The 15,108-nt window shown below is 65.7% G+C and carries 15 protein-coding genes and 1 tRNA gene; 7 read left to right on the plus strand and 9 right to left on the minus strand.

Annotation, left to right across the window (positions count from 1 at the left end):
- Position 1: 1 nt before the first annotated feature.
- Both WKR98_RS12570 and WKR98_RS12575 read right to left on the minus strand, forming a co-directional pair.
- Entirely contained in the window at positions 2–433 is a 432-nt protein-coding gene (locus WKR98_RS12570; protein ID WP_124688410.1) for a DNA polymerase III subunit chi, read from the minus strand.
- A gap of 13 nt (positions 434–446) precedes the next feature.
- Positions 447–1,955 carry a leucyl aminopeptidase gene (locus tag WKR98_RS12575; RefSeq protein ID WP_124688411.1) on the minus strand — a complete coding sequence of 503 codons (1,509 nt, stop codon included), beginning with the start codon at positions 1,953–1,955 and terminating at the stop codon, positions 447–449.
- 76 nt (positions 1,956–2,031) lie between these two features.
- On the opposite strand from WKR98_RS12575, the gene lptF reads away from it, so the two are divergent.
- The 3 genes from lptF (at position 2,032) to WKR98_RS12590 (ending at position 4,733) form a co-directional block, all read left to right on the plus strand.
- Positions 2,032–3,111 (plus strand): LPS export ABC transporter permease LptF, encoded by a 1,080-nt coding sequence (lptF, locus tag WKR98_RS12580; protein ID WP_124688412.1) that lies wholly within the window; start codon positions 2,032–2,034, stop codon positions 3,109–3,111.
- Between the two features lie 160 nt (positions 3,112–3,271).
- A complete protein-coding gene (locus WKR98_RS12585; RefSeq protein ID WP_124688413.1) occupies positions 3,272–4,219 on the plus strand; it encodes a CysB family HTH-type transcriptional regulator in 948 nt (315 codons plus the stop codon).
- Positions 4,220–4,346: 127 nt separating this feature from the next.
- Positions 4,347–4,733: a DUF2325 domain-containing protein gene (locus WKR98_RS12590; RefSeq protein WP_370282850.1), complete on the plus strand. Its 387-nt coding sequence runs from the start codon at positions 4,347–4,349 to the stop codon at positions 4,731–4,733.
- Here the strand turns inward: WKR98_RS12590 and WKR98_RS12595 are convergent.
- A complete protein-coding gene (locus WKR98_RS12595) occupies positions 4,687–5,415 on the minus strand; it encodes a C40 family peptidase (protein ID WP_445936082.1) in 729 nt (242 codons plus the stop codon). The genes WKR98_RS12590 and WKR98_RS12595 overlap by 47 nt on opposite strands.
- Positions 5,416–5,572: 157 nt before the next feature.
- Between WKR98_RS12595 and WKR98_RS12600 the strand changes: the two genes are divergently transcribed.
- Positions 5,573–5,980, plus strand: a complete 408-nt coding sequence (locus WKR98_RS12600; protein ID WP_124688415.1) for a GlcG/HbpS family heme-binding protein — start codon at positions 5,573–5,575, stop codon at positions 5,978–5,980.
- 38 nt (positions 5,981–6,018) lie between these two features.
- A complete protein-coding gene (locus WKR98_RS12605) occupies positions 6,019–7,329 on the plus strand; it encodes an MFS transporter (RefSeq protein ID WP_341433388.1) in 1,311 nt (436 codons plus the stop codon).
- Here the strand turns inward: WKR98_RS12605 and WKR98_RS12610 are convergent.
- The 3 genes from WKR98_RS12610 to WKR98_RS12620 form a co-directional block, all read right to left on the minus strand.
- Entirely contained in the window at positions 7,310–7,567 is a 258-nt protein-coding gene (locus WKR98_RS12610) for a hypothetical protein (RefSeq protein WP_124688416.1), read from the minus strand. The two genes, WKR98_RS12605 and WKR98_RS12610, sit on opposite strands and share 20 nt — an antisense overlap.
- A 353-nt stretch (positions 7,568–7,920) precedes the next feature.
- Complete coding sequence (locus tag WKR98_RS12615; RefSeq protein ID WP_341433390.1) at positions 7,921–9,432, minus strand: fumarate hydratase; 1,512 nt, start codon at positions 9,430–9,432, stop codon at positions 7,921–7,923.
- Between the two features lie 67 nt (positions 9,433–9,499).
- The gene (locus WKR98_RS12620; protein WP_238160320.1) at positions 9,500–10,138 is read right to left on the minus strand and encodes a YqhA family protein; all 639 of its coding nucleotides are present in this window, start codon (positions 10,136–10,138) and stop codon (positions 9,500–9,502) included.
- 317 nt (positions 10,139–10,455) lie between these two features.
- On the opposite strand from WKR98_RS12620, the gene acs reads away from it, so the two are divergent.
- Together acs and WKR98_RS12630 are read left to right on the plus strand one after the other, a co-directional pair.
- Positions 10,456–12,435: an acetate--CoA ligase gene (acs, locus tag WKR98_RS12625; protein WP_124688418.1), complete on the plus strand. Its 1,980-nt coding sequence runs from the start codon at positions 10,456–10,458 to the stop codon at positions 12,433–12,435.
- A 425-nt stretch (positions 12,436–12,860) separates the two neighbouring features.
- Positions 12,861–12,950, plus strand: a tRNA-Ser gene (locus WKR98_RS12630).
- Between the two features lie 79 nt (positions 12,951–13,029).
- Here WKR98_RS12630 and arsB read toward each other — a convergent pair.
- Genes arsB through WKR98_RS12645 form a run of 3 tightly spaced genes read right to left on the minus strand, consistent with a single transcriptional unit; the run spans position 13,030 to position 14,957 of the window.
- A complete protein-coding gene (gene arsB / locus WKR98_RS12635) occupies positions 13,030–14,097 on the minus strand; it encodes an ACR3 family arsenite efflux transporter (protein WP_341433394.1) in 1,068 nt (355 codons plus the stop codon).
- A 10-nt stretch (positions 14,098–14,107) separates the two neighbouring features.
- Positions 14,108–14,599, minus strand: a complete 492-nt coding sequence (locus tag WKR98_RS12640; protein ID WP_341433396.1) for an arsenate reductase ArsC — start codon at positions 14,597–14,599, stop codon at positions 14,108–14,110.
- A 31-nt stretch (positions 14,600–14,630) separates the two neighbouring features.
- The gene (locus WKR98_RS12645) at positions 14,631–14,957 is read right to left on the minus strand and encodes an ArsR/SmtB family transcription factor (protein WP_341433398.1); all 327 of its coding nucleotides are present in this window, start codon (positions 14,955–14,957) and stop codon (positions 14,631–14,633) included.
- Positions 14,958–15,108 lie beyond the last annotated feature (151 nt).

The raw sequence follows: 15,108 nt of genomic DNA on the forward strand, positions 1-15,108 counted from the left end.
CTCAGGGCATCTGGTGGCGCGACACGTCGTGCCGCACGATGTTGTGGCCGCATTCCTGGTAGAAGCGCCAGCGCGCCCGCGCCGCCTCGCGGTCGGCGGGATCGTTGGTGACGACCTCGATGACGCGCTGGAAGCGGGTGTAGATGGGCGGCCAGGTGTCGTCCAGGTTCAGCAGCCAGTCGTGGTGGGGCGTGGGCGCGTCCGAGGCGGTCAGCACGACGGGGGTGTCGGCCGCCAGCGGATCGTTGACGCGGACGTGGGGGATGAAGGAGATGTCGTCCAGCGCCCAGAGCATCTGATCGAAGGCGTTCAGGCGCCCCGTGTCGCGGCAGTACACCACCAGCCGGTGGCCCGCCTGGTGGCGGCGGGTGGCGATCTGGCAGGCGGTGCGCAGCCGGTCCGGAGCGCTGAAGGCGAAGTCGATTTCGGTCATGGGCGGGACGGCGTCAGACCAGGGACAGCAGGTATTGCGTCAGCAGCGGAACGGGGCGGCCGGTGGCGCCCTTGTCCTTGCCGCTGCGCCAGGCCGTGCCGGCGATGTCCAGGTGCGCCCAGCGGTAGCCCTTGGCGTAGCGCGACAGGAAGCACGCGGCGGTGACGGCGCCGGCCGGCGGGCCGCCGATGTTGGCCATGTCGGCGAAGTTGGACTTGAGCTGTTCCTGGTAGTCGTCGTCCAGCGGGAGGCGCCACACCGGGTCCAGCGCCTGGCGCGACAGGCTGGTCAGGGTGTCGGCCAGCGCGTCGTCGTGGGTGAAGAGGCCGGTGTTGATGTGGCCCAGCGCCGTGACGCAGGCGCCGGTCAGCGTGGCGATGTCGATGACGGTGGAGGGCTTGAAGCGTTCCACGTAGGTCAGGGCGTCGCACAGGATCAGCCGGCCCTCGGCGTCGGTGTTCAGGATCTCGACCGTCTGGCCGGACATGGTGGTGACCACGTCGCCCGGCTTGTTGGCGCGGCCGCTGGGCAGGTTCTCGCATGCGGGCACGACGCCGATCACGTCCAGCGGCAGGCCCAGCTCGGCCACGGTGCGCAGCGTGCCGAACACGCTGGCAGCGCCGCACATGTCGTATTTCATTTCATCCATGCCGGCGGCCGGCTTGAGCGAGATGCCGCCCGCATCGAACGTAATGCCCTTGCCGACCAGCACGACCGGGCCGTTGGCGCCCGCCTTGCCGCGCCCCGCGGGTTTCTGCCTGGCGCCTTCGTAGCGCAGCACGATGAACTTCGGCGGTTCGTAGGATCCGCGCGCCACCGACAGGAAGGAGCCCATCTTCAGCGCCTCGATCTGCTTGCGGTCCAGCACCTCGATCTTGAGCTTGTGCGACTTGCCCAGCTTCTTGGCGGTCTCGCCCAGGTAGGTGGGGGTGCAGACGTTGCCGGGCAGGTTGCCCAGGTCGCGCGCGAGCGACATGCCGTTGGCGATGGCGCTGCCTTCGCGCAGGCCGGCCTCGGCCTCCTTGGCCTCGGACCGCTCGACCGCGAGGACCAGGCGCGCCAGCTTGGGGCGGCTGACGGCGTCGCGCTTGCCGAAGGTGGCGTCGAAGCGGTAGGTGACGTCGCCCGCCGCGATCGCGGCCAGCCGCGCGCGGGTGCGGACGTCGGCCGACTGCATGGGAACGGCGGCCAGCGCCGACACGGTCTCGGTCACGCCCAGCGCCGCGACGGCGGCGAGCGCGGCGCGATGGGCGGCGGCCAGCGCCTTGGGCGACAAGGCCTCCTGCGAGCCCAGTCCGGCCAGCACGACCCGCTGGGCCGCCACGCCGGGCAGGGACCTCAGCACCAGCGTTTCGCCCGTCTTGCCCTTGAAGTCGGCCTTGACGGCGGCGCGCACCGCGCCCTTGGCCGCCCGATCGACGGCATCGGCCGCCTGCGTCAGCACGCCGTCGGCATGCACGCCGACCACCAGCGCGGCGGTCTTGATTTTCTCGGGGGCGGAGGTCTGTGTGCTAAAGTCCATGCGCGATTCTTCCTGTATGTAGTCGCGAGATTGTCAATTATCCCGCAGATGCGGGCCCCTCGCACAGGCCAGTACCGTGTCCCTGTTCCAGCGCTCCGTCAAAGACGAACTGACCAGCCATGCCAGCGTCGTATTTTCCACGCTCGTGGTCGTGTGGATCAGCGTGCTGCTGGTGCGCCTGCTGGGCGAAGCGGCGGCCGGCCGCATCGGCGCCGACGTGGTCACGGGCATCGCCGCGTTCTCGTCCATCAACGCCCTGCCCACCATCATCGCGGTCTCGGTGTTCATCGCCGTGTTGACCACGGTCACCCGCAATTACCGCGAATCCGAGATGGTGGTCTGGTTCTCCAGCGGCCTGAGCCTGGCCGATTGGTTCAAGCCGATTCTCCGCTTCGCCATCCCGTCGGCGGTGCTGATCGCGACGCTGACCCTGGCGGCCTCGCCCTGGGCCCAGAAACAGATCGCCGAGTACCGCCAGCGCTACGAACAGCGTTCCGACGTCTCCAAGGTCGCGCCGGGCCAGTTCCTCGAGTCCAGCGGAATCGACCGCGTGTTCTACGTGGAGTCCGCCAACGACGCCGTGGACCGGGTCAACAATGTGTTCGCGCGGTGGATAGAGAACGGCCGGCTGAACGTGCTGGTGTCGGGCGGGGGCATGCTTGAGGACCAGCCCAACGGCGACCGCTTCATGGTCCTGGAGTCCGGCCATCGCTACGAGTTCGTGCCGGGCACCCCGCAGTTCCGGCTGATGAGCTTCGAGAAATACGGCGTGCGTATGGAAAGCAAGGGGCCGCCTTCCTCGGACGACCTGTCCACCAAGGCGCGCTCGACCATGCAGTTGCTGCGCGAGGGCGGGCAGGGCGCCGCCGGCGAATTGCTGTGGCGCGTCAGCATGCCGCTGCTGGCCATCAACCTGGCGCTGCTGGCCATTCCGCTGGGCGCGGTGAACCCGCGGCTGGGCCGCTCGGGCGACGTCGTGATCGCGCTGCTGGTGGCCCTGTTCTACCTGAACATGGTCAACCTGGCCAAGGCCTGGGTGAACAACGGCAGGGTGGATTTCTTCGTCGCCCTGGTGGGCCTGCACGGCGCCGTTGCCGCGCTGACGGCGCTCCTGATGTATTTCCGTCTCAGGGTGAGGGCGCCGAAACGGTCCTAGAGCAGGGCCCGGCATGGCGGCAGTGCGGCCGCCATGCTGCGAAATCCGACTATGCTAATTACTAAATATAATAAATAGCTTGTCGTATATTACATTATGATCTATGGGTTGCCACGACCCTACGTCCGGGTTGGATGGCAGATCCATAGTGAACCGCACCATGAACCTGCAGCAATTCAAATTCGTCCGGGAAACCGTGCGCCGCGACTTCAACCTGACCGAAGCCGCGAGAATGCTCTACACGTCCCAGCCGGGGGTGTCCAAGGCCATCATCGAACTGGAAGACGAACTCGGCGTGAAGATCTTCGAGCGCCACGGCAAGCGCATCAAGGGCCTGACCAAGCCCGGCCTGGCCGTTTCGCAGATCGTCGACCGCATCATGCGCGAGGTCGACAACCTCAAGAAGGTCAGCGATGAATACGCCCGGCGAGACGAGGGCGGCCTGACCATCGCCTGCACGCACACCCAGGCCCGCTACGCCCTGCCGCAGGTCATTCCCGCCTTCCGCAAGCTGTTTCCCAAGGTCCACCTGTCGCTGATCCAGGGCAGCCCGGGCCAGTTGGCCGACATGGTGCTGAACGAGCAGGCCGACCTGGCGGTCGCGACCGAGGCGCTGGCGCTGACGCCCGGCATGGTCACGCTGCCCTGCTATACCTGGGAGCACGTGGTGGTGGTCACCCCTGACCACCCCCTGGCCCAGCTGACGTCGTCCCAGGCCAAGAAACTGACGCTGGAGCAGCTCGCGCAGTATCCCGTCATCACCTATGACCGCGCTTTCGCCGGCCGCAGCGCGATCGACCAGGCCTTCGGTTCGCAGGACGTCCATCCGGACTTCGTGCTCGAGGCCATCGACGCCGACGTCATCAAGACCTACGTGGAACTGGGGCTGGGGATAGGGATCATCGCCGGAGTCGCCTACGACCCCAGGCGCGATACCGGACTGGTGGGGCTTCCCGTGGGGCGGCTGTTCGGCATGCATACCAGCCGCATAGGCGTGAAGTCCGGCACCTTCCTGCGGGACTACGTCTACACCTTCGTCGAATTGCTGGCGCCCAGCCTGACGCGCGAGGTGGTCCAGAATGCGATCAAGCCCTCGGACCAGGCCTGACAGAGTTTTCCTATCTCCGACGCGATGTCGATCAGCTTAATCAAATGAGAATTCATATCATTCTTGTTGACTCTATAACGAGAATGATTATCATTTGTCGAAAGCAATCGACATCACGGAGATCGTCATGGCAGTCAGCGCAGTCGTGGTCGGGGCCGACCGGCTAGGCAACATCCCGGACCTGCTCAAGGGCCACAACATCGCCATCACCCACCACATCAGCGGGCGTGATCCGGCGCACCAGAAGAAGACGCTGCAACTGCCGTCGGGCACGGAGTTGCTGATCCTGTTGACGGATTTCCTGGGCCACAACGTGATGAAGGCCTTCCGCCAGGCCGCCCAGCGCTCGGGCATACAGGTGGTGGCCTGCCGCCGATCGGTGTGTTCGATGCAGCAGGCGCTCGAGAACTGTGGGTTGTGCGGCGCGGAGGCGGGCGCGCCGTGCGCGCGCATCGCGCAGGAAGAGGTCAGCGTGAAGCTGATTCCGAGGAGGCCAGCCGGCGGGCGCCGTTGAAGCGCTTCTTCCAGTAGGCCATGTCCATGCTTTCGACGCGCACGACCCCTCCCGACGAGGGGGAGTGCACGAAGCGGCCGTCGCCCAGGTAGATGCCCACGTGCGAGAACTTGCGGCGCAGGGTGTTGTAGAACACCAGGTCGCCGGGTTGCAGGTCGCCGATGTCGATGGGGTCGCCGACCCGGCTGATTTCCTCGGCGCGGCGCGGCAGTTGCAGGCCCAGGACTTCGCGGCTGACGTAGGTCACCAGCCCGCTGCAATCGAAACCGGCCTCGGGCGACGAGCCGCCCAGGCGGTAGCGTACGCCCAGGTAGTTCAAGGCGTAGGCCGCCAGTTCGGCTTGGCCGCCCACGCCGGCGTCTGCCTTGTCGTCCTGCCATTGGCCCGACAGGATCTTTTCCGGATCCGGGGACTCACGGGACGGCAGGGAGGAAATGCTGTCTTTCCAGGACGGGATTGGATGGCTGGGAAGGCTGTAGCGCGCCACGCGCTTGGCGGGCGTGTCGACAGCGGCCGAGGAACCGTTCTGGGAGGGGGAGGGCGATTGCGTGGCGCACCCGGCCAGCACCGCGGATCCCACCAGCATGGCCAGCTTCCCGCCCGCTTTCCGGACCTTCGCCCCGCCGGCCGGGAATTGCGGCCGGGATGCAGGGAGGCGGAAGTGAAAGCGAGCCTTTTTCATTCGTATAGGGGGATGCTGGGCACAAGATGATACAAAAGTGGCGCTAAGATACCTCTTTGACGGCGCCCAGGTCAATGCACTTGTGCGTGCAAAGCTATAAATCCAGCATGGGGACGCCCTACAATCCCCGTTTTTCCCCCAACGAGGATTCCGCTCCATGAAGACCAAGCACGTCCTGACCGCCGACGACGTCAAGAAGATCCTGGCCGCCGCCGAAGCCGAGGCGCTCGCCAACAAATGGGCCGTTTCCATCGCCGTGGTCGACGACGGCGGCCACCTGCTGGGCCTGCTGCGCCTGGACGGCGCGCCCGCCATCTCGGCCCACATCGCCCCTTCCAAGGCCCATACCGCCGCGCTGGGCCGCCGCGAATCCAAGGTCTACGAAGACGTCGTCAACAACGGCCGCACCTCGTTCCTGTCCGTGCCCACCATCCATGGCATGCTGGAAGGCGGCGTGCCGGTCGTGGTCGAGGGCGAGACCATCGCCGCGGTTGGCGTATCCGGCGTGAAATCCAACGAAGACGCGCAAATCGCCCGCGCGGGCATCGCGGCGCTCGGCGTTTAAGCGCGCCGGCCGGGTTGGCAGCCGTGTCCGGGCCGTCCATGCGCGGCGCCCTGAATCCGGGCGTACGCCGGCGCGAAGTCTTCGCCTGGGCGTTTTATGACTTCGCCAACTCCGGCTATACGACGGTCGTCCTGACGGCCGTCTTCAACGCCTATTTCGTCGGCGTGGTGGCGGGCAATGCCCACTGGGCCACGCTGGCGTGGACGGCGACCCTGTCGCTGTCCTACCTGATCGTGATGCTGGCCATGCCGGGCCTGGGCGCCTGGGCCGATGCCCAGGCCGCCAAGAAACGGCTGCTGGCGGCCAGCACCGTGGGCTGCGTGGCGGCCACGGCGGCGCTGGCGCTTGCCGGGCCGGGCGGCTTCTGGATCGCGGTACCCGCGATCATCATCTCCAACGTCTGCTACAGCGTGGGCGAATCGGTCATTGCCGCCTTCCTGCCCGAACTCGCCCGGCCTCAGTACCTGGGCCGCGTATCCGGCTGGGGGTGGAGCTTCGGCTACGTGGGCGGCATGCTGACCCTGGGGTTATCGCTGGCGGTCGTGATCGCGGCGCAGGCCGCGGGCCGGCCCGCCACCGACTTCGTGCCCTGGACCATGCTGGTCACCGCCGCGGTCTTCGCCGCCGCCGCCGTGCCGGTCTTCCTGTTCCTGCGCGAGCGCGCCCAGCCCGCCCGCGCACATGGCGAGCGGCCCGGCTTCACGCAGGTCATGCGCCAGCTCGCGGCCTCGTGGCGCGACTCGCGGGCCTTTCCCGATTTTCGCCGGCTGCTGATCTGCGGTGTCTTCTACCAGGCCGGCATCGCCGTCGTCATCACGCTGGCCGCCGTCTACGCCGAGCAGGTCATGCAATTCGGCCAGACCCAGATCATGACGCTGGTGTTCCTGGTCAACATCGCGGCCGCGGCCGGCGCCTTCGTCTTTGGTTTCGTCGAGGACCGCATCGGCCACCAGCGGGCCTTGGCCGCCACGCTGCTGGGCTGGATCGCGATGGTGCTGATTGCCTTTTTCGCCACCAGCCAGGGCGGCTTCTGGGTGGCCGCGACCATCGCGGGCCTGTGCATGGGGTCGAGCCAGAGCGCGGGGCGGGCGATGACCGGCGCCCTGGCCCCGGCCTCCCGCCTGGCCGAGTTCTTCGCGCTCTGGACCTTCGCCACCCGGCTCGCGTCCATCATCGGCCCGTTGACCTACGGCCTCGTGACCTGGGCCACTCAGGGCAACCACCGCCTGGGCATCCTGTCCACCGGACTGTTCTTCGTGATCGGGTTGGCGGTGCTGCGGCACGTCGACATGGCCCGCGGCGTGAGGCGGGGCCACGAGGCCGAAGGGCTCACGCCTTCAGGTAGTTGAGCAGGCCGAGCACCAGTGCGGTCGCCGGCACCGCCGAGGCGGCATACCACTTGACGTAACCGATTTCGCGCCCGACCGAATCGATCTTGGTGTCGAGCCGGCTTTCCATGGCGCGCATTTCGCCGCGCAGGGTTTCTAGGTTTGCTTCCACTTTGCGGTCGAGAGCATGTATGTCCCGCTGCAGGCTCTCGATATCCCGCCGCATACCTTCCTGCCCATAGTCGATTTTCGCATCCATAGCGGAGTCCATCGCGAGCACGACGGCCTTGGCGCGATCTTCAGATACGCCCACGGCTGTCGGGGAATTCCACCCCCTACCCGCTTACGCGGGCCCCCTCAAGGGGGCGAAACCAGCGGACTGGCAAAGCCAGATCCGCGGTTTCCTGGGGGAGGGGGCGACATTTGTGAAATGCTACACCGTTGCTACCGCTGGCAGCCAGTGAAGCCCCGTTGCCGCAACCCAAGACAACGCTACCAGACCCAGGATGCGGTGGATCCGGCTTTGCCGGTCCACCCGCATCGCCCCCTTGAGGGGGCGCCCGAAGGGCGTAGGGGGTGGGCTTCCCTTGCGCGCGTAAGCGCGTAGGGGGGTCAAGCCATTTCAGCGATCTTGACCTTCCAGGTCTTCGGTCCGGTTTCATGCACCGACGTGCCGTTGGAATCCACGGCCACGGTCACGGGCATGTCCTGCACGTCGAACTCATAGATGGCTTCCATGCCCAGGTCCTCGAAGCCCACGACCTTGGCGCCGCGGATGGCCTTGGACACCAGGTAGGCCGAACCGCCCACGGCCATCAGGTAGGCCGACTTGTGCTTGCGGATGGACTCGATGGCGACGGGGCCACGCTCGGCCTTGCCGATCATCGAGATCAGGCCGGTCTGCTCCAGCATCATGTCGGTGAACTTGTCCATGCGCGTGGCGGTGGTGGGGCCGGCCGGACCGACGACTTCGTCGCGCACCGGGTCGACCGGACCGACGTAGTAGATGACGCGGTTGGTGAAGTCCACCGGCAGCTTCTCGCCGCGCGACAGCATGTCCTGGATGCGCTTGTGCGCGGCGTCGCGGCCGGTCAGCATCTTGCCCGACAGCAGCAGGGTCTGGCCCGGCTGCCACGAGGCGACTTCTTCCTTGGTCAGCGTGTCCAGGTTGACGCGCGTGGACTTGTTGTAGTCGGGGGCCCAGTGAACGTCGGGCCATTCGTCCAGCGACGGCGGCGTCAGGATGGCCACGCCCGAGCCATCCAGCACGAAATGCGCGTGGCGCGTGGCGGCGCAGTTGGGGATCATGGCCACGGGCTTGGAGGCGGCATGGGTCGGGAACATGCTGATCTTGACGTCCAGCACGGTCGTCAGGCCGCCCAGGCCCTGGGCGCCGATGCCCAGCGCGTTGACCTTCTCGTACAGCTCGATGCGCAGCTCTTCCAGCTTGTTGCTGGGGCCGCGCTGGAGCAGTTCGTACATGTCGATGTCTTCCATCAGCGACTGCTTGGCCATCAGCATGGCCTTCTCGGCCGTGCCGCCGATGCCGATGCCCAGCATGCCCGGCGGGCACCAGCCGGCGCCCATCAGGGGCACGGTCTTGAGCACCCAGTCCACCAGCGAATCGCTGGGGTTGAGCATGACGAACTTGGTCTTGTTCTCGGAGCCGCCGCCCTTGGCCGCGACCTGCACGTCCACGGTGTTGCCGGGAACCAGTTCCACGCTCAGCACACAGGGCGTGTTGTCGCGGGTGTTCTTGCGCTCGAACTGCGGATCGGCCAGCACCGAGGCGCGCAGCTTGTTGTCCGGGTTCAGGTAGCCGCGGCGCACGCCCTCGTCGCACAGCTCCTGCAGGGTGCGCCGGGTGTCGAAGCGCACGTCCATGCCGATCTTCATGAACACGTTGACGATGCCCGTGTCCTGGCAGATGGGGCGCTTGCCCTCGGCGCACATGCGCGAGTTGGTCAGGATCTGGGCGATCGCGTCCTTGGCCGCCGGATTCTGTTCGCGCTCGTAGGCGCGGGCCAGGTGGCGGATGTAGTCGACCGGGTGGTAGTAGCTGATGAACTGGATCGAGTCGGCGATCGACTGGATCAGGTCTTCTTCCTTGATGACGGTAGTCATGGGCGCTCCGAAAAGAGAAGGGTGGGGCGCTGGCATGCCGCCGCGCCAGGAGGTTGTGGCCGTGCTGTCAGTGTCCGTGGGCGTCCTGCTTGAGCATCGGCGCCATGAGGCGATCGCAATAGGCGATCGCCATCGCGGACAGCAGGAAGGCCAGGTGAATGCCGGTCTGCGCCAGGATGGTCTTGGCGTCGTAGTGCGCGGCGTTGATGAAGGTCTTCAGCAGATGTATGGACGAGATGCCGATGATGGCGGTGCCCAGCTTCACCTTCAGGACCGAGGCGTTGACGTGGGACAGCCATTCCGGCTGGTCGGGATGGCCCTCCAGGTGCAGCCGGGAGACGAAGGTCTCGTAGCCGCCCACGATCACCATGATGAGCAGATTGGAGATCATCACCACGTCGATCAGCCCCAGCACCACCAGCATGATGGTGGTCTCGGTCAGCTTGGTGGGCGGTGCGGCAGGCGCGGCGCCGGGCACGACCGGCATCACGGCCTCGGCCAGCATGGCAATGGCTTCCTTGTTGCCGAACGCCGCTTCGATCAGGTGCACCAGCTCGACCCAGAAATGGTAGACGTACACCCCCTGGGCGACGATCAGGCCAAGGTAGAGCGGCAACTGGAGCCACCGGCTCATGAAGATGAGCTTGGGCAGCGGACGCAGGGGTTCCGTCCGGGAAAGCCCCGGTGGCATAAGAGGGGAAGACATGTTTTCCAGGTAGGCTGGGGCGCGCAGAATGACGGTTTGGCGGGAATTGTATGCCAAGAGGGAGGCCCACCCCCTACGCGCTTCGCGCGCCCTGCACGGGTGAGCCCCCAGCCGCTACGCGGCAGCCCCCCAAGGGGGCCGGGGCCCGCCTTGGGGCGGCCCGGCGCCGGGCCCGTAGCGGGCGGCACTGGCGGACCGGCGGAGCCGGATCCGCTGTGCCCTGGGTGGGTTTGTTGCAGTGCAGCGCGTACGGACCACCGGCTTTCGGTAACCTATGGGTATCCGCCCCTATCACTTCCATCAAAGGACGCAAGGCGATGTCTACCATCGATTCAGTGCTGACCGAGACGCGTGTTTTCCAACCCTCAGCGGAGTTCGTCAAGCAGGCGAACGTTCCCGGCATGGCCGCCTACCAGGCCCTGTGCGACGAGGCCGAGCGCGACTTCGAGGGGTTCTGGGCGCGGCTGGCGCGTGAAACCCTGCAGTGGAGCAAGCCGTTCACGCGGACGCTGGACGAGAGCAATGCCCCTTTCTATAAGTGGTTCGACGACGGCGAGCTGAACGTCTCGTACAACTGCCTGGACGTCAACCTGGCCAACGGCAACGCCGACAAGGTCGCCATCATCTTCGAGAGCGACGACGGCACCGTCACCCAGGTCACCTATCGCGAACTGCACGCCCGCGTGGGCCGCTTCGCCAATGGCATCAAGGCCTTGGGCTACAAGAAGGGCGACCGTTCCATCATCTACATGCCCATGTCCATCGAGGCCGTGGTCGCCATGCAGGCGTGCGCCCGCCTGGGCATTACCCACTCCGTGGTGTTCGGCGGCTTCTCGGCCAAGAGCCTGCAGGAGCGCATCGTCGACGTGGGAGCGACGCTGGTCATCACCGCCGACGAGCAGGTGCGCGGCGGCAAGACCATCCCGCTCAAGCCCGCGGTGGAAGAAGCCTTCGCCATGGGCGGCTGCGAGGCCGTCAAGAACGTCGTGGTCTACCGCCGCACCGGCGGCAAGGTGGCCTGGACCGAAGGCCGCGACCTGTGGATGCACGACGTGGAGAAGGGCCAGTCCGACCAGTGCGAGCCGGTCCAGGTCGAGGCCGAGCATCCGCTGTTCGTGCTCTACACCTCGGGCTCCACCGGCAAGCCCAAGGGCGTCCAGCATGCTTCGGCGGGCTACCTGCTGTGGGCCGCGCTGACCATGAAGTGGACCTTCGACCTCAAGCCGTCCGACGTCTACTGGTGCACGGCCGACGTGGGCTGGGTGACCGGCCATACCTATATCGCCTACGGCCCGCTGGCCGTGGGCGCGACCCAGATCGTGTTCGAGGGCGTGCCCACCTATCCGAACGCCGGCCGTTTCTGGGAAACCATCCAGAAGCACGGCTGCACCATCTTCTATACGGCGCCCACCGCCATCCGCTCGCTGATCAAGGCGGCCGAGGCCAGCCCCGACCATCATCCGAAGAAATACGACCTGTCCAGCCTGCGCGTCATCGGATCGGTGGGCGAGCCCATCAATCCGGAAGCCTGGATGTGGTACTACAACAATGTCGGCGGCGAACGGTGCCCGGTGGTCGACACCTGGTGGCAGACCGAGACCGGCGGGCACATGATCACCCCGCTGCCGGGGGCCACCGGCCTGAAGCCTGGCTCGTGCACGCTGCCGCTGCCGGGCATCATGGCCGCCATCGTGGACGAGACCGGCGAAGACGTCGAACTCGGCAAGGGTGGCTTCCTGGTGGTCAAGCGTCCATGGCCGGCCATGATTCGTACCATCTGGGGCGACCCCGAGCGCTTCAAGAAAAGCTACTACCCCGAGGAGCTGGGCGGCACCTGCTACCTGGCCGGCGACGGCGCCAATCGGGATACCGACGGCTACTTCTGGATCATGGGCCGCATCGACGACGTCCTGAACGTCTCGGGACACCGCCTGGGAACCATGGAAGTGGAATCGGCGCTGGTGGCCCACCCCATGGTGGCCGAGGCCGCCGTGGTGGGGCGCCCGGACGACCTGACCGGCGAGGCCGTGGTCGCCTTCGTGGTGCTCAAGCGGGCCCGGCCCGACGACGCCGAGGCTGCCGAGATCGCCAAGGAGCTGCGCAACTGGGTCGCCAAGGAAATCGGTCCCATCGCCAAACCCAAGGAAATCCGCTTCGGCGACAACCTGCCCAAGACCCGCTCCGGCAAAATCATGCGCCGCCTGCTGCGTGTGGTCGCCAAGGGCGAATCGGTCACGCAGGACGTCTCCACGCTGGAGAACCCGGCCATCCTGGAGCAATTGGGCAAGGCGCTCTGATTGCCGTAGAATGCACGGTTTTGGTGCATTTGTATCCAAAACCGTGGTGCGCACCGCACCATAATAGGGGTCAATCCCTAGTGTCACAGTCCAATTGCGGGCGCAGAATATCGTTATGCAGTGGAGGAGACAAAACCCCTGCAGTCTTTAGAAAAGCAAAACGCCCGCGCGGCCGACGACCTAGAGCGTCGGCCGCCGTGGCTATAAATGCAAGGCGCAGCGGTCTCCTCCATTCTCGCCAAATCGCTCGGTTTGGTGCCTGATCGATTCCCCTTACTGGTTCCTGTTTCTGTGCGTCGCACGGTCTTGTGCATTGCAATGTGCCATCATGGACGCCATTGCTCGACCTTGTGATGGGGGCTTGGCTGCATGGCCTACAGTCTGGTATTATTGCGGGCTCTTCTGCCCAGACTTCTGGGCAGCAAGGACAGGTGGCCGAGCGGTTGAAGGCGCACGCCTGGAACGCGTGTATATGTGAAAACGTATCGTGGGTTCGAATCCCACCCTGTCCGCCAAGGACACCGCAACGGATTGCCGCCGTTGCCCAGAAAGCCGCTTTCCCCTGGGAAAGCGGCTTTTTATTTGGTCCTGGGGTCAGGCACGCTCGTACCAGCCACGGGACCGGTTGACGACGCGCACCACCAGCAGCATGACCGGAACTTCGATCAGCACGCCTACCACGGTCGCCAGGGCAGCGCCGGACTGGAAGCCGAACAGGGCGATCGCGGCGGCCACGGCCAGCTCGAAGAAGTTCGATGCCCCAATGAGAGCGGAAGGGCAGGCGATGTCGTGTTTCTCGCCGACACGCCGGTTGAGCCAATAGGCCAGGCTGGCGTTGAAGAAGACCTGGATCAGGATGGGGACGGCCAGCATGGCGATGACCAGCGGTTGCTGGATGATGGCTTGGCCCTGGAACGCGAACAGCAGGACCAGCGTCAGCAGCAGGGCCGCGATGGACAGCGGGCCGATGCGGGCCATCGCGCGTTCGAAGGCGGCCTGCCCCCGCTTGAGCAGCCAGCGCCGCCAGAGCTGCGACAGGATGACGGGAATGGCGATGTAGAGCACGACCGAGGCCAGCAAGGTATCCCACGGTACGGTGATGGACGAGATTCCCAGCAGCAGGCCGACGATGGGCGCGAAGGCAAACACCATGATGGCGTCGTTCAACGCGACTTGTGAAAGCGTGAATGCGGGATCGCCGCCGGTGAGCCGGCTCCAGACGAACACCATCGCGGTGCAGGGCGCGGCGGCCAGCAGGATCAAGCCGGCGATGTAGCTGTCGAGCTGGTCCTGCGGCAGCCAGGGGGCGAATACCTGGCGCACGAACAGCCAGCCCAGGAGCGCCATGGAAAAGGGCTTGACCGCCCAGTTGACGAACAGGGTGACGCCGATGCCGCGCCAGTGCCGGCGGACCTGGCCCAACGCGGCGAAATCCACCTTGACCAACATCGGGATCACCATGATCCAGATGAGCAGGCCCACGGGCAGGTTGACCTGTGCGACTTCCATGCGGCCGATCACTTGGAAGATGTCGGGGGCGATCTGGCCGGCCGCGATGCCGACGGCGATGCACAGCAGCACCCAGACGGTCAGGTAACGCTCGAAAATGCTCATGGAAGGGGCCGGCGTGGCACACCCCAGCGCCGGATTCTGCGCAGACATGCTGGTTCCTTTATTGCTTGCCAATGCTCCGCAGCTCGTGCTGCAAAGACATGCCGTCCAGCTTCTGGATCGGCAACGCCAGGAACAGTTCGATACGGCGTTTGAGCGCGATGGCTGCATCGTGGAAGGCCTTGCGCTGTTCGTCATCGCCCTCTACCGCGGCGGGGTCGGGCACGCCCCAGTGCGCCGATACCGGCTTGCCCGGCCAGATCGGGCAGGCTTCTCCCGCGGCGTTGTCGCAGACGGTGAAGATGAAATCGAGCGGCGGCGCATCGGCATGCGCAAACTCGTCCCAGTTCTTGCTGCGGTATCCCGTGGTCGGCAAAGCCAATCGCTCCAGGGTGGTCAGGGCCCGCGGGTGCACTTCGCCTTTGGGATGGCTGCCGGCCGAGTAGGCGCGGAAGCGTCCCTGGCCCAACCCGTTGAGCAAGCCTTCGGCCAGGATGGATCGAGCCGAGTTGCCGGTGCAGACGAACAGGACGTTGTAGACCTTGTTTTCCATGGGTGTCTCGTGGGTGGAGTTCATCGGGAAATCAACATGCGGCGCTTGCGCCGGTGCCGGAGATTTCACAGGCGGCGCCTTGGCAGCAGTGTTCGGTCAAATAGCCAAGAAGCCCGTTCATGCGGGGAAAGTCGGCGCGATAAATCAGGTTGCGCCCCTGTTGCTCCACCGTGACCAAGCCGGCATGTGCCAACTCCTTGAGGTGGAAGGACAGGGTGTTGCGGGCAACCTGGAGCTGGTCGGCCAAAGTGCTCGGCGTCAATCCTTCTGGCCCGGCGACGACCAGGGCACGGAAGGCCCGCAGCCGTTGGGCATGGGCCAAGGCGGCGAGCGCGTTGATGGCTTGGGTTTCGTTCATTATTCTACAATACAACATTTATTGAATAATTATGTGAACAGTGCGTTGCAGGTGGATGAATTTCGAAGTCCACCGCCTCGTGCTACGATGATTTCACTCGGGATTTCAGCCTCCCGCTCTTCCAAGATAGACGGTGTCCCGTCCAAGCGCT

Origin of the sequence: Pigmentiphaga sp. YJ18, from assembly GCF_038066655.1 — a bacterium.
In the GTDB taxonomy this organism is placed as follows: Bacteria; Pseudomonadota; Gammaproteobacteria; order Burkholderiales; family Burkholderiaceae_B; genus Pigmentiphaga.